The following is a 23,096-nucleotide window of genomic DNA, read 5'->3' on the forward strand; positions in this document are numbered from 1 at the left end:
ATGTCACTTTGCGCCATTGCGAGTGCGCCTTCCCAGTCGGTGAAGCACGTGCATACGTGCTTGCCTGAAGCGAGTTTTGTTGTCAGCGCTTGCATGCGGGCGCTGTGCGCACGTTGCCGTCCTTCACCTATTGAGGTGAAACAGGGTTGCTAGAATCGCTTTTTCACTTCCGCCATGGAGTCCGTATGGATGCCGCGCGTATGACCCGCTTCGTCAGTGATCTCTGGGATGCTGAAATCGTCCCGCAACTGATGGATTACATCCGGATTCCCAACCAATCGCCGATGTTCGATAAAGATTGGGTGGCGCATGGTCACATGGATGCGGCCGTGAAGCTGATGGAAACCTGGGTGCGCACCAAGTTGCCGTTGCTGCCCGGTGCCACGCTCGAGGTGGTGCGGCTGGAGGGCCGCACACCGCTGATCTATATGGAAGTGCCGGGTCAGAGCGACGATACGGTGGTGCTTTATGGCCATCTCGACAAGCAGCCTGAAATGACGGGTTGGTCAGAGGGCTTGGGCCCATGGACACCGGTATTGAAGGGCGACAAGCTCTACGGTCGCGGAGGTGCGGACGATGGTTACGCGATCTTCGGTTCGCTGGCCGCACTGCTGGCGCTGCAGGAGCAAGGCATTGCGCACGCGCGCTGCGTGATCATGATTGAAGCCTGTGAGGAATCGGGCAGCTACGACTTGCCGTATTACGTGGATCACCTCGCTTCCCGTATTGGCAATCCATCGCTGGTGGTTTGCCTTGATTCCGGTTGCGGCAACTACGACCAGCTTTGGCTGACCACGTCGTTGCGTGGCCTGACTGGTGGGGAGTTGACGGTGCAGGTGCTGGAAGAGGGTGTGCACTCGGGCGATGCGTCCGGTGTGGTGCCGTCCAGCTTTCGTATCCTGCGTGAGTTGCTCTCGCGCCTGGAAGATCCGGAAACCGGTCGTATCAAGCCGAAAGAGCTGTACGTGGAGATTCCGCCGCAGCGCATCGAGCAGGCCAAGGCGGCGGCTGGCGTACTGGGCAAGGAGATCTACAGCAAATTCCCGCTCGTCAATGGGATGCACCCGGTGACGGACGATCTCCCCGAACTGGTGCTCAACCGCACCTGGCGTCCGCAGCTTGCGGTAACCGGCGTGGAGGGCATTCCGCCGCTGGAAAGCGCTGGCAACGTGCTGCGCCCCCAAACCTCGGTAAAACTCAGCCTGCGTGTGCCGCCGACGCTTGATGGGGCGAAGGCGGGTGAATTCGTGAAGCAGTTGTTAGAGAAAGATCCGCCGTACGGCGCCAAGGTCAGCTTTAAGCTGGAAAAAGATAGCAGTGGCTGGCATGCGCCGCAGTTGTCGCCGTGGTTGGAAAAAGCGGTGTCTGGCGCATCTGAGCAGTATTTCGGCAGGCAGGCAGCCTACATGGGCGAGGGCGGCTCGATTCCGTTCATGGGCATGCTGGGCAGCAAGTTCCCGCAGGCGCAGTTCTTGATCACCGGGGTGCTCGGTCCGCATTCCAACGCGCATGGTCCTAACGAATTCATCCATATTCCCACTGGCAAGAAGGTTTCGATGGTGGTGGCCGATGTGGTGGCTCGCCACTTCGAACAGGGCAAGGGCTGATCTGCTGATGGATGTCGCGCAACTGGCTGCGAACTGGATAGCCGTGCGCCGTCGGGTCGACGAGGCATGCCGCGCCGCCGGACGTGATCCGGCGGCGGTGACCATCCTGCCGGTCAGCAAAACCTTTGGCGTGGACACGATTCGTGCTGCCATGGCCGTGGGACTGCGGCGCTTTGGTGAGAACAAAGTGCAGGAGGTTCGGAACAAGGCTGGGGCACTGGCCGGCGAGCCGGTCGAATGGGTCGTGATCGGCCATCTGCAGACCAACAAGGCCAAGGACGTCGCCCGATTGGCCAGCGAGGTGCAATCGCTGGACCGACTGGAACTGGCCCAGATCCTGGATCGCCGCTTGCAGCTTGAGGGCCGTAGCCTGGATGTGCTGGTGCAGGTGAAGACAGCGCGCGAGGACACTAAGTCTGGCCTGCCGGGCGAGGCGTTGCCAGCCTTCCTGCACCAGTTACGCGCCTACCCCACGCTGCGTGTGCGTGGTTTGATGACGCTGGCGACCCTGTCCGAGGAGATGGACGAGGTGCGGGCCTGCTTCCGAACCCTGCGCGAGCTGCGCGACAGTTGTGTGGCTGAGGGACACGAGTTGCCTCGGTTGTCGATGGGCATGAGCTCTGATTTCGCTCTCGCGATTGCCGAGGGCGCGACTGAGGTGAGGATCGGAACCGCCATTTTTGGTAGCCGTTCCTACACATGAGTGTGATTTTCATCACGCTTTCGGTCTTAAAGATTGCCTGAAAATTTCAGAGGCATTCGCTTAAACTTGTTGTCAGTCATGAATTATTTGTTAATTAATTCATATAGTTAGCCTTTGTCACGACTTTCGCATGTTTTTCGAACGACAGGGTTCAGTTAACGCGATTCGAACATGCTGACGGTTTTGCTTTGATATCGTCACAACTTTGTCATGGTCGCCGCAGGGGGTGGTGACCGGATAAGCAACCGCCCAGAGATCCACGCATGTCTAAAACGCGACTTGTACTCGCCGCGCTTGTCTCTGCTATGTGCTTTTCAAGCTCGGTCTTGGCCGCTACCGTCTATCATGGTGTGCAGGCACAGATTTCCGGAAAGATCTCCAGCTCTTTGCTGAATCCACTGGCAGCTTTCTCCGCAGCCCCCTCGCTGGCCCAGTCCACGATTCCTACCCAGCTTCCGATTGCCGCGCTGGCCCCCGCCAAGGCGGACGATGCAGCCGCTGTGGAAGGCGATGACGCTGCCCAGTTCAGCGACGTCAAAACCTCGGAAGGCCTGCGCGACATACTGGTCGGTTTAGCCATGCAGCTTCGCCATGTTCGCTACGTGCGCGGTGGTCGCGATCCTTCCACCGGTTTCGATTGCAGCGGCTTCGTGCGCTACGTGTTCGAGCATGCACTAGGTCTGCAGTTGCCGACCAATTCCGCTTCCCAGTATCTGATCGGCCACATCGTTCGCCGCAATGACATGCAGCCGGGCGACTTGGTATTCTTCCGCACCGCCGACCGCCATGGCAAGGGCCGCATCTCGCACGTTGGCATCTACCTTAGCGACGGCCAGTTCATCCATTCGCCGCGTCGTGGCGAGTCGGTGCGCGTGGACAACCTTGCTGACAGCTATTGGTCCAAGCGCTTCGCGGGCGCCCGTCGTCCGGATGCGATGGCTCAGATTGATTCGACCACGCATAACGGCTGATCGTCTCGTGCGATCGAAAAAAAGGCCACCTAAAAGGTGGCCTTTTTGTTGGGTGGGGCGTGCCTGATACTGGTGCGGTGTCTCACAAATACCATCCAATCATTCCGGTGTCTTTCGCCACGATCCTGCGATCCTGTGTTGCTCGTCGTCATAGTGCCACTACGACTCCTCTTTGCGCCTTGTCTGGCGGCGAAATCCAAGCGGAATGTCTTCGCGTTACTTGTGAGACACCATACTAGCGCCTGTCCATTGAGGTTGCCCATGCCTACCAACCTGCCGTCCGTTACCCGTAACTTGCTTATCGCTAATGTCGCCGTGTTCCTGTTGCAACAGGTGATGGGCGACTACCTGATAGCGCATTTTGCGTTGTGGCCGCTCGGTCCCGACCAGATGGCGCAGGGTGACGATGGCAGCGTGGTATTCGTGGGTTTTCGCCTGTGGCAACTGGTGACGTATGCCTTCATGCACGGTGGCTTCACGCATATTTTCTTCAATATGTTTGCGCTGTATATGTTTGGCGGCACGATCGAGCGTACGTTCGGTTCGCGCAATTTCACGGTGTACTACTTCGTATGCTTGCTGGGCGCAGCACTCGCGCAATTGATGGTGGTGAAGTACTACACCCATGGTTTCGAGCCGACACTGGGCGCATCCGGTGCCATTTTCGGCTTGCTGTTGGCGTTCGGTATGCTTTATCCGCAGGAAAAACTGATGCTGATCTTTTTGCCGATTCCAATTCCCGCATGGCTTTTCGTGATGGGCTATGGTGCGATCGAGTTGGCGCTGGGCGTGACGGGTCGGCAGGCGGATGTTGCGCATTTCGCCCACCTCGGCGGTATGCTAGGTGGCTTTTTGATGATCGAGTACTGGCGCGGCAAGTTGCCCATCAAACCCAAGCGCCGCTTGATGCGCTGATACAACGACGTTCCATTAACAGGCTAATTCCATGACCGAACATCTGCAGCGCCGACTGACGTCGCGCCTGATCACCTTCATGGCGCTGGGCATGGCCATTGGCACGGGCTTGTTTCTGGGCTCGGCCAGCTCCATCCAGATGGCGGGGCCATCGGTCATCTTCGCTTATCTGTTTGGTGGCCTGATGATCTTCATCATCATGCGCGCACTGGGCGAAATGGCGGTAAACGATCCGGTGGCCGGTTCCTTCAGTAGTTATGCGCATCGTTACCTCGGGCCGTTCGCAGGTTACCTCACTGGCTGGAATTACTGGCTGCTGATGGTGGGCGTAGGTATGGCCGAGAGCACCGGCGTAGGCATCTATATGAAGGAGTGGTTCCCTGATCTGCCGCAATGGATCTGGGTGTTCGGCAGCGTGGTGATGATCGGTACGCTCAACCTGATGGCCGTGCGCGTGTACGGGGAGATGGAATTCTGGTTCACCATGATCAAAGTGGTGACCGTAGTGCTGATGATTATCGGCGGCGCATGCATCATCTGGTTCGGTTGGGGCAATAGCGGTCACCCCATGGGCCTGAGCAATTTGTGGAGCCATGGCGGTTGGTTTCCCAATGGCTTCGAAGGCATGGTGTTGGCGTTGCCGATCGTGGTATTTGCCTTCGGTGGCATTGAGACCATCGGCATGGCGGCGGGCGAGGCGGCCGATCCGGCGAAGAACATTCCCCGTGCCGTGAATTCAGTGCTGTGGCGTATCCTGATTTTCTATGTGGGCGCGCTGATCGTGATCATGGCGATCTACCCGTGGAACCAGCTCGGCACACAAGGCAGTCCGTTTGTCACCACGTTTGCCAAGCTAGGCATCCAGCAGGCGGCGGGCATCATCAACTTTGTAGTGATTACTGCGGCGCTGTCGGGCTTCAACAGCACCACTTTCAGTGGCAGCCGCATGCTATACAGCCTGTCGCACAAGGGGCAGGCACCTGCGTTCCTGGGTAAGGTCAGCGAACAAGGCGTGCCCATACGCAGCGTGCTGGCGTGCATGGCATGCCTGGTGATCAGCGTGCTACTCAACTACATGCTGCCCGGTCGCATCTTCGCCATGATGATGTCGATCCTGTCGTTCAACACCGTGTGGACCTGGATGATGGTGCTGATTGCACACTTCAGCTTCCGCCGCCGTCACGGAGCTACGGCTTTCCCGTTGCGCGTGTGGCCGCTGAGCAGTGTGATCTGCCTGGCGTTCCTCACCTTTGTGCTGGTGATGCTGGGCTATAGCCCGGATACGCGCGTGGCGCTATATGTGGGGGGCGCGTGGGTGGCATTGCTAAGTATTGCGTACGTAGTCTTTGGCATCGGGCGGCGCATGAGTTTGACTGCCGGCGATGCGGATGCGGTGTGATGAGGTGATTTGACGTCGATCGAAACCGCGTAGGGTTATCTGACGGCACACTGTTTTGATCGATTCGAGCGAGGCCCCTTCACGGGCTTCGCTTTTTAATTTGCACTTACTGCTGCTGGTGCACTATATGCAGGTCATGCGTCAATCAGAGCTTTCTAAAGTTTTGTGGGTTGTTTCTTACATGACAGTCTTAGCTTGAGCACATGAGTTTCGAATATGGCCGACTTTCTCTTTTTGAGTTCAGTGCTAGCGTTTATCCATCCGCACAAAAAAGGGGAAGGCGCTAGCACACGGTACGATGGCTGCTGGGGTTGGCCATATCTTCGCTTCGATAGCCAAGTGTCGAGTAAAAGGCATGAAGTTCGGGCGTCGAAGCGAGCGGCTCATGGGGCAGCCCGGCATTAGTTTTCATTTGAACATACCGCCCAGCAAAGATGCTGTTGGCATGGATGTGTTCAAGTCACAGAGCTGGAATCATTCTATGAAAAAAGCCTTGTTGTTTCTCTCGCTGACTCTGGCGGTCTCCACGACAGTAAATGCTGATGAGGTTACGCGATGTTCAACCGTCGACCCTTCTCCGGATGTGATGGCGGCCATCACAGCTAAAGCTTTGGCTACGCCCCATAGCAACCCGCCAGCAGTAATTAAGATTGCTTGGCATGAAATTATAAAAAGCGACGGGACAGGCGCTATCAGTACAGAAAGGATGAGAGAGCAGATCAGTGATCTCAACCGGAGCATGCAGGCAAACGGTATACCTATCACTTTTCAGCTCGCAAGTTGGAGCGAGTACACCTCCGATTCGTGGTTTTCTTCATGCGAAGACAATCAGGATATGCGCGATATCCTTGCGATAGCGCCGCAAAATTACATCAATGTTTACAGTTGCAGTGATGCATCTGGCTCGCTTGGCAAGGCTAGTATTCCCTACTTCCTCCAAGGCGATGAGGGATCAAAGGAAAATTTCGTATACGTCAATTTCAATACACTTCCTGGCGGGGAAGGACCTTATGCGGAAGGCGCTACGCTAGTGCATGAAATCGGTCACTATCTCGGTCTGGTGCATGTATTCGAGATCGGGTACGGAGTGTGCGCAGCGGGTAATAACCCTTTGACGGGTACAGGAAACTGGTCGGGTGACTTCATCATGGATACGCCACCTCAGAGTATGCCTACTGCAGGCTGCCCGATGGTTGCGCCTAGCACATGTCCGGGTTCGCAGAATTCGATCCATAACTACATGGATTACTCCAATGACATTTGCTTGACGACATTTACGCCTGGTCAGCGTGATCTTATGTATGCTGCTACCAGTTTGTTGCGTCCTACACTATGGGCTGGTGGTGGTGGGGCTGCACGCGCGTCTGTTCTGGCACCTATCAAAATTCCCTGACACTCGTAGCATGACTTTTTGCTCGTAGCGCCCCGTAAGGGGCGTTACGAATTTGGGAAGTCCTCACTATTGCCAAGATTGTTCAGCGCAATGCCAGAAAATCCGGACTCACCACAAACCGCACCGCATCCAGTCGCAGCCGTGCTTGCGGCAAGGCATGGAGCAAAGCTGCGCGCTCTTCTTCCACGCGGGTCACTTCCGCTTCGCTGATCGACAGGTTGATGGCTTGCAACGCACGCAGGCGCGCCAATTCTGCATCCAGCAGCTCTCTGGCTTCCGTCACGGCTTCGGCAATGTTGGCCTGCGCACGCAACGCAGCAGCGGCTTCGGCTTTCTCCAGCATTGGCGGTACCAGTTTGGTGAGGAATTTGCGATAACGCGGTACTTCGATGTTGCGATCGCCGGCTTTGCGGATCGATGTATCGCTAGGCTGGAAATTCGCGCGTTCGGTAAGCTTGGTGTCGATGGTGACGACGATGGGTTGGGGGGGCAGGAAGCGTTCTGCATCAAGGCTGCGATCAGCCACGCACTCCAACACGTACACAGCCTGCAGCAGCGCGCTACGTGCGGACAGTCCATCGTCGACCATGAAAGCGGCGTTGCCACGCTCGCTGGAAAGCGCCAGATCCATCGCTCCGACGATCATGGGGTGATCGAGTCGCAGCAACGGTAGGTCTTCACGCGCCAGTGCTACATCGCGCGAGAAGGTGATGGACATCGGGCCCTCGGCGAAACCGGGCAGGGCGTCGGTGGACAGGTATTGCGGATCGAGCAGGACCACCTTGCCGCCGAGTTCTTCCGCCTGAATACCGAAGGACTCGAGCAGGCGCTGCTGGAACGCGTCGCGCGAAGGATTGTCGTCTTCCCGGCGGAAAGCCTGGGCCAGTTCGTCCGCATGCGGATCGCGGCTGGCGGCAAGCTCAAGCAGATGATCGCGGCCGGCGCGGATCAGTTCGGCCATTTGTTCGTGGCTGGCGCGCGTTTCGGTCAGCAGCACATCCAGTTCCTGGTCGCGCTGGTCATCGCCGCGCGCGTGTTCGTCAGCAAGCCTGGCCAGTGGCTCGCCAAAACGGCGCAGCAGTTCACGACCATCGGCGGGGCTGGTGCGGAAAGCATCCACTCCTTCGTGATACCAGCGTGCGAGCACGTGTTGCGCACTGTCGGTGGCAGTGATGATGTGGATGCCGATGTCGTGCTTTTGCCCGATGCGATCCAAGCGGCCGATGCGTTGCTCCAGCAGGTCCGGATCGAGCGGCAGGTCCCACAGCACCAGGCGATGTGCAAATTGGAAGTTACGGCCCTCCGAGCCGATCTCCGAGCAGATCAGCAATCGCGCACCATCCGCCTGCGCGAAATACGCCGCATTGCGATCGCGCTGCACAATGCCCAAGCCTTCGTGGAAGCGGGCAATGCCTGCGCCGGTGCGCGTGCGCAGGGCTTCTTCCAGCGCCAGCACCTTGGCCTGGCTGCGGCAGATCAGCAGGAATTTGTCTTGCGGATGGCGTTCCAGCAACGCGACTAGTGTGTCGACGCGTGGATCGTCGGTGTAGTCCACTTCGATGACCGGCACCGGTTGCTGGATATCGGCGTGGAATTCGGCGAGCAAGGCCTGACGTGTGTTGTCGTCCAATGGGGTGGCGTCGATCAGTTCCCATTCGGGCATGCGCTTGGGGAAACCGCCGATGCTGGCGCGACGATTGCGGAACATCGAACGGCCAGTGCCATGGCGATCAATCAACGCAGCGACCAGGTCGCGGCTGTGCTCAGGCTTGGTGGTATCGGCCAGACAGACTTGCAGCACCGCATCGCCTTCGAAGGCGTTGCGAAGCTGTTCCAGCTCGGCGGGTTCCAGCGGCGTACGCTCCAGCAGTTTGTCTGCGATATGTGAAAGCAACTTGAAGCGTTCGGACTCGGCCAGATAGAGATCCAGGTCGTGATAGCGCTGCGGATCGAGCAGACGCAGGCGCGCGAAGTGGCCGCTGCGACCCAACTGCTCCGGCGTGGCAGTCAGCAGGAGCACGCCTGGTGTGGTCGCGGCGAGCTGCTCTACCAACGTGTAGCGTGGGCTGGCTGCCTCAGGTGTCCAGGCAAGGTGATGGGCCTCGTCCACCACCAGCAGATCCCAGTGCGCGTCCAGCAACTGACTGGCACGCTTGGGGCTGTGTTCGAGGAAGCTGAAATCGGCGATGATCAACTGTTCGTCGTCGAACGGGTTGTGGTCGCCATCGGATGGCTCGACGGCTTCGCAGCGTTCTTCGTCGTAGATCGCAAAGCTCAGGTTGAAGCGCCGCAGCAATTCCACGAACCATTGATAGACCAGCGTATCCGGCAGCAGCACCAGTACGCGCGAGACACGGCCCGTGGCAATCTGGCGGGCGATGATTATGCCGGCCTCGATGGTCTTGCCCAGGCCCACTTCATCGGCGAGCAAGATGCGCGGCGGATGACGCGATGCGGCAATACTGGCCACGCGAAGCTGATGCGGCACCAGCCCGATGCGCGCCGCGCCAAGGCCCCAACTGGGTGAACAGCGCGCTTGGGCACGGCGCTTCAGACCTTCCAGGCGCAGTTCGAAATGGTGCACTGGATCGGTGCGGCCGCCGATCAGCCGATCATCGGCCTGGCTGACGCTCTGTTCGTCATCAAGCTGCCCTTCGTGCAGCTCGCGACCTTCGCCGCGATAGACCAGCAACCCCTCGCGCTCCTCGATCCGTTCCACCAGAAAGGCGATGCCCTTGCCGGCTACCCGCTGCCCGGCGCGGAATTCCGCGCGTACCAACGGGGCGGAATCCACCGCGTAAGGGCGCAACACGCCCGACTTGGCGAACAACACCTGCACCCCACGTCCTTCGACGCGCAGCACAGTACCGAGGCCGAGTTCAGGCTCGGCGGTAGAAATCCAGCGTTGACCGGGTAGGAACATTGCCTGCAGCGTGCGTGGTTTGGAGGGGTGTCGATTATCCGCTCAGCGACAGTGATTGCCTAGGCGGGTCCCTAGAACAAGGTAAGTCAGCGACGCCATGTATCAGTCCGTGGGCTTGTGGTAATCCATGTCCGATCGCAATGATTGACTGGTAAAGCATGCCTTTCAGCGCCTTGGCGTGAGTTCTTCGATCCGCTTGTTTGGGTGCTGGCCGATACGTTGCAGCACGTCAGCCAGGCAGGTGTAGGGATCGACATAGGGAAAACGCCGATACTTATTCAGCATTGCCCTTAAAACGAAACCCCGCAGCTTAAGTCTGCAGGGCTGGTATTCATATGTTCCATACCTGGTGTGGGTGGAGCATCAGCGCCGCTTGACCCTCCTGCGCGTGGCCTTCTTGGAGGCTTTCTTCGCGGGCGCTGCCTTGGTCCTTCTACCGCCAGTAATCAGAAGGCTTTCCGCGGTGACGCCGCGGCGCTTGAGTGCGGCCGCAAACCATAGTGGGCGCTTGCCGCGACCCGTCCAGGTCTGGCTGGGGTCTTCCGGGTTGCGATACTTCGGCGCTACGGCACCACGCTTGCCACCTTTGCCACCTTTGCCACCATGAGCAGGATAGACATCTGCGAGCGTGAGGCCGGAGGTGCTGAGTATTGCGTCAATCTTCTTTCTGACTTCTTGGACCTGGCTAGCCCTCGCTTCCTGCATCTTTGATTCGGCGTTTGCGATGAGTGCCTTGAGTTCTTTGGGAGAAAGGGATGTGAGATCAATCGCCATGGATGGCCTTTGTTGTTGGGATGTCTGGATGCCTAGGTTATAAACAACGGCCACAAAAATGCAATAAAAAGGAGCTTATTTAATGAACATGGTGTTTATTTTTCTGAGCGGATTTGAGAAGTTTTCGAACGTTGAGAAAATATGTCCTGGTTAACCGCCCCATCCGGGTAATCGGGAGTGGACGCTCTTCGCATTATGGGAACGCTATCCGGTGTTAGATTTTTTTTGCGGCAATAGGTGCCGCAACTCGAATAGGAAAGGGGGTTTTATGTTACACATACCAAGCAAATTTGGTTCGCGCCACGCTGTCATTACCACGCTTTTGGCAGCGATGCTATCCACATCTGCCCTGGCTTTTCAGGCGCCGTCTACCGGTCTTGGGCAGGCATGGCCCAATGCTATCGATGTAAGTGCAAGCCCTCATTACCATGTCTACGTGTTTGTTCGTGATGGTATTCGTTATGTCCAGGTCAATGACTTGAATGGAACGGTCCGTGCAGCGGTGGCTATCGGTGATCACGAGGTGTTGGTGTTGCCGGTGGGTGTGGATGCGCAGTATGTCTCCACATCGCAAGTTGGTGACCAAACGGCAAAGATCGCCGGTAATGCGGAGACTATCTACAGCGATGGTTCTACGCAAATTACAGCCGAACCTTCAAGCAATGGCACCGTGCAACTCAACATTGTCAAACCCAATCTGTGCAAGGATCCTAGTGATTGCACCGGAAGTGTGATTAGGCGCATTGGAAGCTGAAAAGTAAAGGGTTGGATGTCAGCGGATATAGAGTTCGAGTGCGGGAGACGTCGCGTGCGAATCCCGCACTTGCTGGCTTGCATCGTGTAGCAGTGCGGTCATCAGGTAGTTGTCCTGTGATGTACGGATGTGCAGTTCGCCGTCATAGAGGCGAACGTGGTCCCGCATGGCAGCTACGCCAAGCCCATTTGCCCCCAGCTTCAATGCCAACTGCTGGTGCTTCGATTTTTTATGCGCGAGGTCGTCCAGGTCATCCGCGCAATCCATGCCTGTCATGCGTAACACGGCCCAGCGCTGTCCATGAGTCAAGCCACCACGCAGGGATATCGTGATGGTTGTCCAGGAACTCTGCTCGCAGATGTAGACCACCGCTTCGCACACCAGGCGGTAAATAGCGGCATGCACGCCTGGTGAGAGCAGGCTCAGTCCGCGCCCTTTCATTTCGAAGCGATACGCCAGGCCGGCTTCATCCAGGCTACGGCCGATCGTTTCACGCAGTGCGGCGGGTAATCCGCGTTCCCGCCAGGCCGTCGGGTGCATGGATTCCGCGAGCCGATACATCTGATGTTGTGTCGCTGCGGCTTGCCGGTAGTAATTTTGCCCTTCGGTCATCGGCAGCATGTGCTTGAAACGGTTGAGTAGGCGCGTTTGTGTCAATTGCACGGTGCCGCCGATCTGCTCCAGTGCCTGGGCAGCCTGTCGCATGCGTACTTCACACTGATACAGGCCTTGTTGCGCTAGCTTCACGGCGGCTTTGGCGTCGAGATGTTCCTGTTCCTCGGCGGCGTTTTGTACCGTGATGCGTGCGCCCAGCGCAAACAGGCATGTCGCGGCGAAAGCAATGAAGGCTTGCGCGCCGATTACGCCGATGACGTTGTGCTCTACGGTCATTTCGACAAAGATGCAAGCCATGACCAGCGTTATGCCTACCGCCGCAGCACGCCAGCCATGCTTCATGGTGAGCCAGGCGACAGGCAGGAACATCGCCATGCGAATGACTTGTTGAGCATCTGCGGAGGCTCGATAGTTGGTCCACACCAGCATGGCCAGCGTAGGAAGCAACAACATGGTTGTTTCCAGGGTCAGGCGACTGTGGGCAAGGCGAAGCAGATGGGCATGCAGCGACGCCGGTTTCTGCAGCTTGATGGCCAGGGCCAGCGGCACGAAGGTGAGGATGCCTGTGTATTTGCCCAGGAATATCTGCACGACATCGAGGGGGCGAAAGGCATAGGGATGAGGCGTATGGACGGGTTGTACGACAGTTATCAATACCGTAAAGGTGGCGATGGTCCACATGGCAGATGCCGCGACGACACAGGTGAGCAATGCATTGACTTTCACGATCCGTTTTGAAGGGAAAAGTGAAAGTTTGTCTTTGCACCACCAAACCACGGGCATGGCGTACAGAATCGGTGGAATCGAGTTGAGCGCCATCCAGGTAGCGCCAAACTGATCCCGGTATTCGTCATTTTGATAGACGAGCGGACCTACTTCCGCGAGGGCCAGCGTCGGCCAATAGCGATATGGCAATAGCAACAGGCTGGCTAGGCGAAGCCCGCAAGTTACCATCCAGAGGCTGTTTGCATATGGTCGAAGGAATGCAAAGGCCACCCCATACCCCACAAAGACTACAACTTGCAGTAGCCATCTGTTCGCAGTGATTGACTTCAGCATCTGCGTTGCCCCCCAAGCCCGATATAACCGCACGCTAACTGTTCGTGGTCGGTCATGACATCCGGCGAAGCATCTAGGTACTGCTGGTAAAGCTAAGACTGTGCCATCGTGGGTTAAAACAGTATTCGATGGGACGTCTTAATGGTGTTATGACTACAAAGATCGGGACCCTGCGCGTTGTAGGTAATCATACTCGTCGCCGCATTTGGAAACGTGAAGATCGAGCCCGACGGTAGTGGGGCATCTTTGGTGCCCTACAACCTTCAGCAGTTCTTGCGCCGGAGACCGAGATGGGCGGCTAAGACCTTGCCGTGTGTGAGATAATTGTTGTTCCAGCAACACCCCATCGTGCCATGACCCTCCCTAAAGATGCCTTTCGTCGCTTCCAGGAAGAACTCGCAGCCCTGGACAAGCAGATCGAACAACGTGCTTCCAAGAAACAGGCCGCAAAACAGGCGGCTGTATCTGCGATGGAAAGGGCGAAGGAAGAGTTCCTGGCGCTCCGTCAGCGTCACAATCTGACCGTGGCGGACGTAGTGTCCTTTTTTCCGGAGGAAGAGGGTATTGCTTACCTGCAGAGCTTGATTACCCAGCAGGCCGAGGCAAAGCCACGCCGTGGCCGCAAGCCCAGGGTAGTCAGCGCAGACTGATCGAATCAGTGTTTCCGGTGGCAGCATTGCCGCGGGTGTGTGGCTTATTTATCTGGTGAAGCACCGCGATATCGATCATTAATATTCGCTAATGGGAATTATTCTCATTAATGCGGCGCTTATGTCAATCCGGAAGGGTGCAAATTTGCGACTGCCCTACCTCTTAGGCTTATCCAAGCGGATGCCGGAGCAGCAGAGGGAGGGCTGAAGTCGCGTAGCGGGTTTCGCGTAAACGGCTGACTTCAGTGGTGCCTGGAGCGGGAATCGAACCCGCATGACCTTTCGGTCGAGAGATTTTAAGCCAGAGCATGGCATCCGCACCGGGCTAACGCCTGACTTGGATGTGGCTTGCTGTAGCAGGTTTTCCTTCGGGCCAGAGCCTTCGATCATATCCCGGTGCGCGATGCAAACCGCCCCGGTTCCCTTTCGCTTGGCTCTTGGCCGGCTCCTGGAAATCGGGCCTTTCAGGAGCAGCACATGGCGAAGATCAAACTCACCAAGACCGTCGTTGACGCGGCGCAACCGCAGACCTGCGACCTCGAACTCCGGGACACGCTCGTTCCGGGCTTCTTGTGCAAGGTTACACCAACCGGCCACAAGGTTTTCATGCTTCAGTACCGCACGAACTCCGGCGTGCGGCGCAAACCCAAGCTCGGACAGTTCGGCGAACTGACCGTCGAGCAGGCCCGGTCGCTGGCGCAGGACTGGCTCGCCGAAATCCGGCGCGGCGGCGACCCCGGACAGGACAAGACCGAGGCCCGCAAGGCGCCAACAGTCAAGGAGCTGTGCGGACGGTTCATGGAGGATCACTCCAAGCTGCACAACAAGCCGAGCACGCAGAAAAGCTACCAGTACCAGATCGACAACTTCATCGTTCCGGCCTTTGGTAGCAAGAAGGCCCACGAGGTCACGCGCCACGACATCACCGCGCTGATGAAGCGCATGGAGAAGTGCCCCACCCAGGCCAACCGCGTGCTGTCGCTCGCCCGCAAGATGTTCAACCTGGCCGAGCTTTGGGGCTATCGGCCTGACGGATCAAATCCTTGCCGCCACGTACCGAAGTACCCGGAGAAAGGCTCGACCCGCCTCATTACCGACGAGCAAATGGTCAGTCTGTTCGCCTACCTGGACAAAGCCGAGGCCGAGAGCCTGGAACATCCCATCCACCTGTTGGCCGTCCGGCTGCAATTCGAGTTCGCCGCGCGCATGTCGGAAGTCCTGCTGTTGCAGTGGGACTGGCTCGACCTGCCGAACGGCCGCGTCGTCTGGCCGGACAGCAAGACAGGCGATATGTCCAAGCCGTTGAGCGCCGAGGCTCGCCGGCTGCTGGAGAACGCGCCGCACTACGGCGATTCGCCTTACGTCTGTCCGGCCATCCTCGACCACAGCAAGCCGCTCAGTTCCGGTTCCTACTACCACGCATGGCGGCGCATCCTCGATCGGGCCGGCGTGCCGAAGGTCGGCACCCACGGCATCCGTCACCGCTCGACGACCGACATTGCCAACTCAGGCATCCCGGTCAAGGTCGGCATGGCGCTGACCGCCCACAAGACCGTGGCGATGTTCATGCGCTACGTCCACACCGAGGACGACCCGGTGCGCAAGGCGGCCGAGCTGGTGGCGACCCGGCGCAAGTCGGTGATCGGCCGCCGCAGGGAACCGGAAAAGGTGGTCGCGTGACCGGCCGCCGGATACCCGCTGCATCCGCCCCGGTGGTCGTGTCGTCGGGACGCCACTTTCAGTCATGGCAAAGTGTACCCGTTTCGGGTATAGTTTGGAGGTCGAGATGACGCCCATCCTCAAGCGGAGGGACTTTGCGAAGTGGCAGGCGCGCGAAAGGTTGCCCGACGCCGCCTTGTGCAAGGCAGTCAAGGAGATGGAAAGCGGTCTGATCGACGCGGACTTGGGCGGCCTGCTCTACAAAAAGCGGGTAGCCCGTCCCGGCGGCGGCAAGAGCGGCGGCTATCGGACGCTTCTGTCGGCCCGGATCGGTAACCGCTACGTGTTCCTGCATGGGTTCGCCAAGAACGACAAGGCGAACATCACGGAGGACGAGAGGAAGGCGCTGCAATTCGCCGGCAAGGTGTTCCTGGACCTGACCGGGGAAGCGTTGACGAAGGCGTTGCAGTCGGGTGTTTTGGTGGAGGTGCATTGTGAGCAAGATCATTGAATCGCTGCGCGGCGACTTGGCTGCGCTCCACGAAGCGGGAGCGATCAGCAAGGTGACGATGCGCGAGTTCGACGCGATCTGCCCGCCGCCGGTGCGGGAGTTCAGCGCCATCGACATCAAGCGTCTGCGCGAAGGCTTGAAGTTCAGCCAGCCGGTGTTCGCGCACCACCTGCACACGTCGGCCTCGACCGTGCGCAAGTGGGAGCAAGGCGAAACCCGCCCCACCGGCCCGGCGCTCAAGCTGCTCAACGTCATCGCCGACAAGGGCCTGCAGGCCATCATCTGATGCCCTGCAACGACGGAGACAGAGGCGGTGGCGACGCGGATTGACCCTTTCAGTTCACAACACCTTGAAGCCGCCTGTCGCGTCCTAGCCGATACCGAACGCGGTCTGAGCGGCACGCAGATCGAGCGGTTGCTGCAAGAGATCCAGGTTGCCGACACGTCGCCCGGCATGACCAAGTGGAAGCGATTGTTCAATGCGCTGGCCGGCGCACAGAACCAGCACCAAGTCGGCAACCATCTCATCATGTTCATCAACCGCGCGATGAACCCGGTGAACTACGCCCGCGAAGCTGCGGCGTTTGCATGGCGACGCGACGAACTCAATGTCGTTCTGGCGTTCTCCGGCTTCTATGTGCGGGAAGATGGCAAGGTCGCGCACGCTGATAAAGCAACGACGCTCGATGCAGCCCGCGCCCGCGCGGGACGGCTCAAGGCGGCGCTGGAAAGCCGCGCCGTCCATGTGGAAGTGCTGAACTACTGCCGCGCCGAGCTGCTTGACGAAAACTATTTCCATGCCGTCTTCGAGGCGACAAAAGGCGTTGCCGAACGGATACGCCTGCTGTCGGGTTTAAGTGGCGATGGCGCCGACTTGGTGAACAAGGCATTTGCGGGTCAGCAGCCAGTCTTGGCCTTGGGGCCGCTCACCACCGAATCCGAAAAGAGCGAGCAAAAAGGCTTTGCCAATCTGCTGATCGGCCTGTTCGGTGCCGTGCGCAATCCGCTGGCCCATGCGCCCAAGACGAATTGGCCCATGTCCGAGCAGGACGCGCTCGACATTCTGACGCTGGTATCGCTGATTCATCGCAAGCTAGATGGTACGCAGAAGACAGCGGATGGCACGGCGTAGCAATAAACGCCCCACACCGCCGGCGTTCAACTAAGTCGGATTGCGTCTGTCGTAGACAAGGCGCTTCTCGGCTTCCGCGGCGACTAGATCGAACTCGTCGTGAAAGCTCAGGTAGCCCGAAATCTTGATCGCCTCGGTCACGGCGTCTTGCTCATCCATGTCTTCGGGTTCGCAATCCTCGGGCAACGGCATTTCGATCAGCAAGTCGATGTCGCCCACCGTTTCGGCACCGGCAAGGTAACTACCGAACACATGGACGCGTTCGATCAGCACGCGCGCGCCCGGCTTCGCATTGACCTGCCTTCCGGCGTCAAGGAACTCGTCGAGGATGTTCTTCGCTTCGTTCCACGGCAATCTATCGCGGTCCTCGGCTTGAGCTAACGCCATACCTTGATAAGTCGGCGTCAACTTTTCTTTGTCGATATAGCCATCAGCAATCAAACCGGCGAGAAGTCTTGCGCCTTCTGCCTCTGCCAAACCTAGTTCTTTGGCGAGGAAATCAGCTTTGAGTGTCTTGCGCTCGATCTTCACCTCGCCGTCCTCGAACGACATTGGCGTTTTCACGTCCAGGAAGGCGCGGAGCGCGTCGCGCACTTGCACGGCATCCAGTCCACATATTTTCTTGCCACGTATTTCCATCGTTTCCCCTCGTTCACTCGGCCAATTCGCCAGGCGATGTCTGGCGAATCTGCCCCAACGCCACTGCCAGTCCGCGCTTCGCGCCTAAAACCGTGTCGCGGTCACGTTATACGAGTTTTGTTGTACCAGCCACGCGAGCGATTGACCACGCGCACGACCAGCAGCATCACCGGCACCTCGATCAGCACGCCGACCACGGTGGCCAGCGCCGCGCCGGAGTGGAAGCCGAACAGGCTGATAGCCGCAGCCACGGCCAACTCGAAGAAGTTGCTCGCGCCGATCAGCGCGGAGGGACAGGCGATGTTGTGCTGTTCGCCGGCGCGGCGGTTGAGCCAGTAGGCAAAGCCGGAATTGAAGAACACTTGAATCAGGATCGGCGCGGCCAGCATGGCGATGACCAGCGGCTGTTGCAGGATGGCCTGGCCCTGGAAGGCGAACAGCAGCACCAGCGTCAGCAGCAGCGCCGCGATCGACAGCGGGCCGATGCGTGCCAGCGCAGCGTCGAACGCGGCCTGGCCGCGGCGCAACAGCGCACGGCGCCAGAGTTGCGCGACGATGACCGGAATGACGATGTAGAGCACCACCGAGGTCAACAGCGTGGCCCACGGCACGGTGATCGACGACAGACCCAACAGCAGGCCGACGATGGGCGCGAAGGCGAACACCATGATGGTGTCGTTCAAGGCCACCTGCGACAGCGTGAAGATCGGATCGCCGCCGGTCAGCCGGCTCCAGACGAACACCATTGCCGTGCAGGGTGCGGCGGCGAGCAGAATCAGGCCCGCCACGTAGCTGTCCAGTTGCTCGGCCGGGAGCCACGCCGCGAAGACGTGGCGAATGAAGACCCACGCCAGCAGCGCCATCGAGAACGGCTTGACCGCCCAATTTACGAATAGCGTCACACCGATGCCGCGCCAATGCTGGCGCACCTGGCCGAGCGCGCTGAAGTCCACCTTGAGCAGCATCGGGATCACCATGACCCAAATCAGCGCGCCGACCGGCAGGTTGACCTGGGCCACTTCCATACGGCCGATGGCTTGGAACCCGCTCGGCGCGAACTGGCCCAACGCGATACCGGCGACGATGCACAACAACACCCAAACCGTCAGGTATCGCTCGAAGGTGCTCATCGCGCCCGCCGGCGCGACGGTTTCCGCCCGTACGGCCATGTGCGATCTCACCGCTGGCCGATGGCGCGCAGCTCACGCTGCAAGGACATGGCATCGAGGCGCGGGAGCGGCAACGACAGGAACAGCTCGATGCGCCGGCGCAGCGTCACCGCGGCGTCCATGAACGCCTTGCGCTGCTGTTCCTCGCTGCCTTCGACGGCCGCCGGATCGGGCACGCCCCAATGCGCCGACACCGGCTTGCCTGGCCAGAACGGACAGGCTTCGCCGGCGGCGTTGTCGCAGACGGTGAAGATGAAGTCGAACACCGGCGCGCCCGGCGCCACGAACTCATCCCAGCTCTTGCTGCGATAGCCCGTCGTCGGCAGATGCAGGCGTTCCAGTGTGGCGAGTGCCAGCGGATGCACTTCGCCCTTCGGGTGACTGCCCGCCGAATAGGCATGGAAGCGGCCCTTGCCTAAGTCGTTGAGGATGCCTTCGGCAAGGATCGAACGGGCCGAGTTGCCCGTACAGATGAACAGCGCGTTATAGGTGGTGTTGGTGGTCACGGAAGGCTCGCGTCAGCAGCAGGAACGGGATGTGGGCGCACAGCAGGCCGTGGCTGGCGCAATCGCTTCGTGGAAGACGGGGATGTTGCCGAGCGTGTGGAAGTGCTCCCAGGCCACGCCCTGAGGATCAGTAATCCAGTGCTTCTCGCTGCGTGCGTAGCAGCAGGTCGTGGTGCCTTCGTCGAGCAGCGTCATGTCGGCGGCCTGCGCCCGCGCCTTCAAGGCCGCCAGCTCGTCGGCGTCATCGGTCTGAATGCCCAGGTGGTCGATACCTGGCTGGCTGCCGCGCGTGGAGATGGCGAAGTTCACCGGCGGGTCTTCGAGCATCCACTTCGCGTAGTCGCTCTCGATGCGCGTCGGCTGCACGGCGAACAGTTGGGAATAGAAGCCGATGCTGCGGTTCAGATCATCGACGTGCAGGTGGACGTGAAAACGCTTCATGGGAAGCTCCTTTCAGCAGGTGGTGCAGGCGCGGGAAGTGGCGTTGACCTCGCACACACCGCCTTGGCAGCAGTGCTCGGTCAGGTAGCCGATCAGGCCGTTCATGTGGCCGTACTCGGCGCGATAGATCAGGTTGCGGCCCTGTTGTTCGACCGTGATGAGGCCGGCGTGGGCCAGTTCTTTCAGGTGGAAGGACAAGGTGTTGCGGGCCACGTCGAGCTGGTCGGCCAGGACGCTCGGCATTAGTCCTTCCGGGCCGGCGACGACTAGGGCGCGGAACACGCGCAGTCGCTGGGTGTGGGCCAAGGCGCTCAAAGCGGAAACGGCTTGATCTTCGTTCATGGTTCGATAATACAACAATTATTGAACCAATGAGCAAGAGGCCAAGGAACAAGACTTCGGGGCGTCCCGGCGTTCCGCCGTCGGGCTCGCGGGCTGCGCCCCGCGCCTCGTGCCGAGTCGCGGCCATCCGGCTTTGATCCCTGACGCCTTCGGCCCTCGCGGGCCTGCGCGCTCCGCTTGCCGCCTGTGCCTACTTTGGAGATGGATTGGCGGTCTTGCTGGTCCCTTCACCGTATCACGGCGGTCTCGCCGTCAAGGGCTGCGCGCGCCATGCGCGCTGGCGTCCTGGCGGCCGGCTTCGCCCCCTGACTGCTGCGCTGCGCCGTGTTGGCGACGGTTCCGGGCAATTCCGCCCGTCAACCGGAGCACGATCATGTCGCAACTGTGCTTTCCCTCGTTCGGGTCCGCGCTGTTGGTACGCGATGCGCACGGGCGCTACTTGCCAGCGTCCGCCGACGACATCCTTGAAGCCGCGCGCCAGGTCATCGACCAGAAGATGCAACGCGGCGCGCTGTTTGATTCGCCGACGACGGTGAAGACGTACCTGCGCACGAAGCTCGCTGGCTTCGAGCACGAGGTCTTCGCGGTGTTGTTCCTCGATACGCACCATCGGCTGATCGACTACATGGAAATGTTCCGCGGCACCATCGACGGCGCTTCGGTGCATCCGCGCGAAGTGGTCAAGGAAGCTCTGCGATGCAACGCGGCGGCGCTAATCCTGTCGCATAACCATCCGAGCGGGAACCCGGAGCCGAGCGCGGCCGATCGGGCGTTAACCACACGGCTTAAAGAGGCGCTGGCCTTGGTGGACGTGCGCGTGCTTGATCACGTCATCGTCGCGGGCGACACCACGACGTCATTTGCCGAACGTGGCCTGCTCTGACATCGGGAACTGCAATCCCGCTCGAACCCTCTTTCAAGATTCGTGGCCGCGGCCACGAATCCAATCGTGATCTGGGACGATCAGTGACCCGACAAGGCCATCTGTCCGTTGCGCCAAGCCTCGCTCGTGTTGCGAGATCGAGAGCGCAAGCATTTGGATAGCCGACCTGGCGACGCGCAAAGCGCGCAACACTTCTTGAGTAAATTGTTCCCGCCGGTGGCGTTCAATTTCAGGCGCCTGTCGGCTATTTGCAGGGTCGCCAATGTCGTGCAATACAACAAAGCGATGCGTGCCTGCATTGCGAAGGTCTTTTTGAGAGCGCAGGATGCCCGCGCTACCGTCGTAGTCGTCGGCAAGTTCTACAAGACCATAGAGAGCACTGACATGCAAACGAATTGTCTTCTCGATTTTCTCGGCAAGCGGGCGCACGCCTGTCACCTTGTCAGGGCTTCCGCGCCATAGCTTTCCAAAATAGACCCTATCCGGCGGTTGCCCGAACTCGAAATAATGATTCGCTGTGACAGCAACCTTATCGAGCAGGTCGAGCGCCGTGCGATGCGCCAAGACGAGCGCAGACGTATCTGGGCCGTAGGTCGCATAGTCAAGCGTGTCTCCAAATCGCCCCGTCGCGGGCCACTTGCTTTCATCGAGCGCGCGCCATGCCAGATCGCGCGCGAGAATAAAATCGCTCTTGAGTACGTTGAACATGGCGAATACCGGCGGCGGCATCCCGCTTGCGCCTGATTCTCGCTCCAGAATCCCCGGAAGCATGAGCCAATCGAGCTTACCCAGGGAAGGATCGACGAGTTCAACGACTGGTGCGAGCGTCAGGCGTTCATGCTCGGCCCATTCGATGAAAGGATCAGTGTGCGGTGATCGTGGTGGTACATCTCCTAACGCACTGGCAAACGCGGCGATCTGTTCCGCGGCCTGCGTGCCAGCGTACTGGATAACTCGGTCCCGATGCCGATGCGCAATCTTGGCCAGCAAGATTGCCTCTACGCGCGTCAGGTCAGAGCAGCCGCCTCGCTCATAGAGCCACAACAAATTACGCGCTGCGGAACCTGCCGCAACGCCATTTTCTGGATCGACTTCCAGTGCGGCAAGCCAAGCATCATGAGCTTCGCCAAGTCGATAACTGCTGTTGAATTGATTGGCGAGGTTCGTCCAGGCTTGGGTTCGCAGTGGCAGGTCGGCGTCCGGGTCTTGAGCGACTTTCCAGAAACATCGCCGTGCTTCGGCGCGAAGCTCTCTGGTGCGTTCCTGGTGATCCAGCCAACTCGGGTCACGGGGCGGAGTACCTACGACAGCGACCAATCCGTTCGCAAGGTTGTAGGTAATGTCCGCAGTTGGAAAGAGGCCATGAAGCTCACGAAACAGCGTGAGACCTTCTTCAATCGCATCCTGCTGCTGGGCCAATGCGCCGCCATCTACCAAGGTGGCTGCCCGCAAGACCATCATGTTATAGCGATCAGGTGTGTCGAGACTGATATTCCGTGCCTGCACCACCGCTTCGGCGGGATTAGTGTTCAACAGAGTCTTCAGGTGAGCGGATCGCTCGTAGAACGCATCCAAGGTTGACGACATAACTGAGAGTTCCTGAGCCCCGGCATATTTGCCCGCACAGGAGCGATTTTCGCCGAATCGACTCTCGAATACCTGCTATCCACACTTTGGGCGTCCCCGGCCTGAAGACCTGGCCGGTCGCGCTGTCGTGCTGCGCATCGAGCCTCGCTGCGCGAGTCTCGCCCCAGACGGGCTTCCATCGTTCCCTCGCTCTGCTCGGCTGACGCCTTCGGCCCGGCTCCAAGATCCGGGCCTGCGCGCTTCGCTTGCGTGGGGTCTGCGCCAACGCAGCGGCCGCTGCCTGTCAATCCGACTTTTCTGACTTCATCACCTTGTCCGCGACTGTAGCCCGCGGCCGTGTGCCGTCAAGGCGCGCAGGGCCGTGTCCTCGGCTGCGCCTGCGGGCCGCACCAACCCTGCGCTTGTCTCCTTGACAGCTCCCGTCCGCGCGCTCCTGACCGTCGCGGGCGATGAACTCAGGAAAG

23 protein-coding genes are annotated in these 23,096 nt (G+C 59.3%); 13 read left to right on the top strand and 10 right to left on the bottom strand.

Features of this window, described 5'->3' with window-relative positions; all coding sequences use genetic code 11:
- Positions 1 to 185: 185 nt before the first annotated feature.
- From EO087_RS00415 to EO087_RS00440, 6 genes are all read left to right on the top strand, one after another.
- Positions 186 to 1,607 (top strand): M20 family metallopeptidase, encoded by a 1,422-nt coding sequence (locus EO087_RS00415; RefSeq protein WP_128897126.1) that lies wholly within the window; start codon positions 186 to 188, stop codon positions 1,605 to 1,607.
- 7 nt (positions 1,608 to 1,614) lie between these two features.
- The gene (locus EO087_RS00420; protein WP_205744396.1) at positions 1,615 to 2,310 is read left to right on the top strand and encodes a YggS family pyridoxal phosphate-dependent enzyme; all 696 of its coding nucleotides are present in this window, start codon (positions 1,615 to 1,617) and stop codon (positions 2,308 to 2,310) included.
- A gap of 263 nt (positions 2,311 to 2,573) precedes the next feature.
- Positions 2,574 to 3,281 (top strand): C40 family peptidase, encoded by a 708-nt coding sequence (locus tag EO087_RS00425; protein ID WP_128897127.1) that lies wholly within the window; start codon positions 2,574 to 2,576, stop codon positions 3,279 to 3,281.
- A gap of 261 nt (positions 3,282 to 3,542) precedes the next feature.
- Entirely contained in the window at positions 3,543 to 4,196 is a 654-nt protein-coding gene (locus EO087_RS00430; protein ID WP_128897128.1) for a rhomboid family intramembrane serine protease, read from the top strand.
- Positions 4,197 to 4,227: 31 nt separating this feature from the next.
- Positions 4,228 to 5,595, top strand: coding sequence for an amino acid permease (locus EO087_RS00435; RefSeq protein ID WP_128897129.1), 1,368 nt, complete (start codon positions 4,228 to 4,230; stop codon positions 5,593 to 5,595).
- A 355-nt stretch (positions 5,596 to 5,950) separates the two neighbouring features.
- Positions 5,951 to 6,988, top strand: a complete 1,038-nt coding sequence (locus EO087_RS00440; protein WP_164931723.1) for a M43 family zinc metalloprotease — start codon at positions 5,951 to 5,953, stop codon at positions 6,986 to 6,988.
- Between the two features lie 82 nt (positions 6,989 to 7,070).
- Here EO087_RS00440 and rapA read toward each other — a convergent pair whose 3' ends face one another.
- The 3 genes from rapA to EO087_RS00455 form a co-directional block, all read right to left on the bottom strand.
- Positions 7,071 to 9,911, bottom strand: a complete 2,841-nt coding sequence (gene rapA, locus EO087_RS00445) for an RNA polymerase-associated protein RapA (protein WP_128897131.1) — start codon at positions 9,909 to 9,911, stop codon at positions 7,071 to 7,073.
- A gap of 165 nt (positions 9,912 to 10,076) precedes the next feature.
- Complete coding sequence (locus EO087_RS00450) at positions 10,077 to 10,196, bottom strand: transposase domain-containing protein (protein WP_128897132.1); 120 nt, start codon at positions 10,194 to 10,196, stop codon at positions 10,077 to 10,079.
- 78 nt (positions 10,197 to 10,274) lie between these two features.
- Positions 10,275 to 10,685 carry an H-NS histone family protein gene (locus EO087_RS00455; protein ID WP_128897133.1) on the bottom strand — a complete coding sequence of 137 codons (411 nt, stop codon included), beginning with the start codon at positions 10,683 to 10,685 and terminating at the stop codon, positions 10,275 to 10,277.
- Positions 10,686 to 10,953: 268 nt separating this feature from the next.
- Between EO087_RS00455 and EO087_RS00460 the strand changes: the two genes are divergently transcribed.
- Positions 10,954 to 11,439 carry a hypothetical protein gene (locus EO087_RS00460; protein ID WP_205744397.1) on the top strand — a complete coding sequence of 162 codons (486 nt, stop codon included), beginning with the start codon at positions 10,954 to 10,956 and terminating at the stop codon, positions 11,437 to 11,439.
- Positions 11,440 to 11,457: 18 nt separating this feature from the next.
- Here EO087_RS00460 and EO087_RS00465 read toward each other — a convergent pair whose 3' ends face one another.
- Positions 11,458 to 13,113 carry an MASE1 domain-containing protein gene (locus tag EO087_RS00465; protein WP_128897134.1) on the bottom strand — a complete coding sequence of 552 codons (1,656 nt, stop codon included), beginning with the start codon at positions 13,111 to 13,113 and terminating at the stop codon, positions 11,458 to 11,460.
- Positions 13,114 to 13,466: 353 nt separating this feature from the next.
- Here EO087_RS00465 and EO087_RS00470 point away from each other — a divergent pair, with 353 nt between their 5' ends.
- The 5 genes from EO087_RS00470 to EO087_RS00490 all read left to right on the top strand — a co-directional run bounded on the left by EO087_RS00470 (position 13,467) and on the right by EO087_RS00490 (position 17,065).
- On the top strand, positions 13,467 to 13,763 hold the full coding sequence (locus tag EO087_RS00470; protein WP_128897135.1) for a 2-hydroxyacyl-CoA dehydratase: 297 nt from the start codon (positions 13,467 to 13,469) through the stop codon (positions 13,761 to 13,763).
- A 477-nt stretch (positions 13,764 to 14,240) separates the two neighbouring features.
- Positions 14,241 to 15,443: a tyrosine-type recombinase/integrase gene (locus EO087_RS00475; protein ID WP_128897136.1), complete on the top strand. Its 1,203-nt coding sequence runs from the start codon at positions 14,241 to 14,243 to the stop codon at positions 15,441 to 15,443.
- Positions 15,444 to 15,549: 106 nt separating this feature from the next.
- Positions 15,550 to 15,933 carry a type II toxin-antitoxin system RelE/ParE family toxin gene (locus tag EO087_RS00480; RefSeq protein ID WP_128897137.1) on the top strand — a complete coding sequence of 128 codons (384 nt, stop codon included), beginning with the start codon at positions 15,550 to 15,552 and terminating at the stop codon, positions 15,931 to 15,933.
- Complete coding sequence (locus EO087_RS00485) at positions 15,917 to 16,219, top strand: DNA-binding transcriptional regulator (protein ID WP_128897138.1); 303 nt, start codon at positions 15,917 to 15,919, stop codon at positions 16,217 to 16,219. The genes EO087_RS00480 and EO087_RS00485 overlap by 17 nt, the downstream gene beginning before the upstream one ends.
- Positions 16,220 to 16,246: 27 nt before the next feature.
- Complete coding sequence (locus EO087_RS00490) at positions 16,247 to 17,065, top strand: TIGR02391 family protein (protein WP_128897139.1); 819 nt, start codon at positions 16,247 to 16,249, stop codon at positions 17,063 to 17,065.
- A gap of 30 nt (positions 17,066 to 17,095) precedes the next feature.
- On the opposite strand, the gene EO087_RS00495 is transcribed toward EO087_RS00490, so the two are convergent.
- From EO087_RS00495 to EO087_RS00515, 5 genes are all read right to left on the bottom strand, one after another.
- Positions 17,096 to 17,704 (bottom strand): hypothetical protein, encoded by a 609-nt coding sequence (locus tag EO087_RS00495; protein ID WP_128897140.1) that lies wholly within the window; start codon positions 17,702 to 17,704, stop codon positions 17,096 to 17,098.
- Positions 17,705 to 17,805: 101 nt separating this feature from the next.
- Positions 17,806 to 18,873 (bottom strand): ACR3 family arsenite efflux transporter, encoded by a 1,068-nt coding sequence (arsB, locus tag EO087_RS00500; RefSeq protein WP_128897141.1) that lies wholly within the window; start codon positions 18,871 to 18,873, stop codon positions 17,806 to 17,808.
- 8 nt (positions 18,874 to 18,881) lie between these two features.
- The gene (locus EO087_RS00505) at positions 18,882 to 19,379 is read right to left on the bottom strand and encodes an arsenate reductase ArsC (RefSeq protein ID WP_128897142.1); all 498 of its coding nucleotides are present in this window, start codon (positions 19,377 to 19,379) and stop codon (positions 18,882 to 18,884) included.
- A gap of 12 nt (positions 19,380 to 19,391) precedes the next feature.
- Positions 19,392 to 19,820, bottom strand: a complete 429-nt coding sequence (locus EO087_RS00510; protein WP_128897143.1) for an ArsI/CadI family heavy metal resistance metalloenzyme — start codon at positions 19,818 to 19,820, stop codon at positions 19,392 to 19,394.
- A gap of 12 nt (positions 19,821 to 19,832) precedes the next feature.
- A complete protein-coding gene (locus EO087_RS00515; protein WP_205744398.1) occupies positions 19,833 to 20,162 on the bottom strand; it encodes a helix-turn-helix domain-containing protein in 330 nt (109 codons plus the stop codon).
- 373 nt (positions 20,163 to 20,535) lie between these two features.
- Between EO087_RS00515 and radC the strand changes: the two genes are divergently transcribed.
- Positions 20,536 to 21,045, top strand: coding sequence for a DNA repair protein RadC (radC, locus tag EO087_RS00520; protein WP_128897145.1), 510 nt, complete (start codon positions 20,536 to 20,538; stop codon positions 21,043 to 21,045).
- 33 nt (positions 21,046 to 21,078) lie between these two features.
- Here radC and EO087_RS00525 read toward each other — a convergent pair whose 3' ends face one another.
- Positions 21,079 to 22,632, bottom strand: a complete 1,554-nt coding sequence (locus EO087_RS00525) for an LA2681 family HEPN domain-containing protein (RefSeq protein ID WP_128897146.1) — start codon at positions 22,630 to 22,632, stop codon at positions 21,079 to 21,081.
- Positions 22,633 to 23,096: the final 464 nt, after the last annotated feature.

Origin of the sequence: Dyella sp. M7H15-1 (assembly GCF_004114615.1) — a bacterium.
Taxonomy (GTDB): Bacteria; Pseudomonadota; Gammaproteobacteria; order Xanthomonadales; family Rhodanobacteraceae; genus Dyella_B.

What these genes read in the sequence shown, in the direction of transcription:
- EO087_RS00415 (WP_128897126.1), top strand. Translation starts at nt 186, where the DNA reads ATGGATGCCGCGCGTATGACCCGCTTCGTCAGTGATCTCTGGGATGCT.
- EO087_RS00420 (WP_205744396.1), top strand. Translation starts at nt 1,615, where the DNA reads ATGGATGTCGCGCAACTGGCTGCGAACTGGATAGCCGTGCGCCGTCGG.
- EO087_RS00425 (WP_128897127.1), top strand. Translation starts at nt 2,574, where the DNA reads ATGTCTAAAACGCGACTTGTACTCGCCGCGCTTGTCTCTGCTATGTGC.
- EO087_RS00430 (WP_128897128.1), top strand. Translation starts at nt 3,543, where the DNA reads ATGCCTACCAACCTGCCGTCCGTTACCCGTAACTTGCTTATCGCTAAT.
- EO087_RS00435 (WP_128897129.1), top strand. Translation starts at nt 4,228, where the DNA reads ATGACCGAACATCTGCAGCGCCGACTGACGTCGCGCCTGATCACCTTC.
- EO087_RS00440 (WP_164931723.1), top strand. Translation starts at nt 5,951, where the DNA reads ATGAAGTTCGGGCGTCGAAGCGAGCGGCTCATGGGGCAGCCCGGCATT.
- rapA (WP_128897131.1), bottom strand. Translation starts at nt 9,911, where the DNA reads ATGTTCCTACCCGGTCAACGCTGGATTTCTACCGCCGAGCCTGAACTC.
- EO087_RS00450 (WP_128897132.1), bottom strand. Translation starts at nt 10,196, where the DNA reads ATGCTGAATAAGTATCGGCGTTTTCCCTATGTCGATCCCTACACCTGC.
- EO087_RS00455 (WP_128897133.1), bottom strand. Translation starts at nt 10,685, where the DNA reads ATGGCGATTGATCTCACATCCCTTTCTCCCAAAGAACTCAAGGCACTC.
- EO087_RS00460 (WP_205744397.1), top strand. Translation starts at nt 10,954, where the DNA reads ATGTTACACATACCAAGCAAATTTGGTTCGCGCCACGCTGTCATTACC.
- EO087_RS00465 (WP_128897134.1), bottom strand. Translation starts at nt 13,113, where the DNA reads ATGCTGAAGTCAATCACTGCGAACAGATGGCTACTGCAAGTTGTAGTC.
- EO087_RS00470 (WP_128897135.1), top strand. Translation starts at nt 13,467, where the DNA reads ATGACCCTCCCTAAAGATGCCTTTCGTCGCTTCCAGGAAGAACTCGCA.
- EO087_RS00475 (WP_128897136.1), top strand. Translation starts at nt 14,241, where the DNA reads ATGGCGAAGATCAAACTCACCAAGACCGTCGTTGACGCGGCGCAACCG.
- EO087_RS00480 (WP_128897137.1), top strand. Translation starts at nt 15,550, where the DNA reads ATGACGCCCATCCTCAAGCGGAGGGACTTTGCGAAGTGGCAGGCGCGC.
- EO087_RS00495 (WP_128897140.1), bottom strand. Translation starts at nt 17,704, where the DNA reads ATGGAAATACGTGGCAAGAAAATATGTGGACTGGATGCCGTGCAAGTG.
- arsB (WP_128897141.1), bottom strand. Translation starts at nt 18,873, where the DNA reads ATGGCCGTACGGGCGGAAACCGTCGCGCCGGCGGGCGCGATGAGCACC.
- EO087_RS00510 (WP_128897143.1), bottom strand. Translation starts at nt 19,820, where the DNA reads ATGAAGCGTTTTCACGTCCACCTGCACGTCGATGATCTGAACCGCAGC.
- EO087_RS00515 (WP_205744398.1), bottom strand. Translation starts at nt 20,162, where the DNA reads ATGAACGAAGATCAAGCCGTTTCCGCTTTGAGCGCCTTGGCCCACACC.
- radC (WP_128897145.1), top strand. Translation starts at nt 20,536, where the DNA reads ATGTCGCAACTGTGCTTTCCCTCGTTCGGGTCCGCGCTGTTGGTACGC.
- EO087_RS00525 (WP_128897146.1), bottom strand. Translation starts at nt 22,632, where the DNA reads ATGTCGTCAACCTTGGATGCGTTCTACGAGCGATCCGCTCACCTGAAG.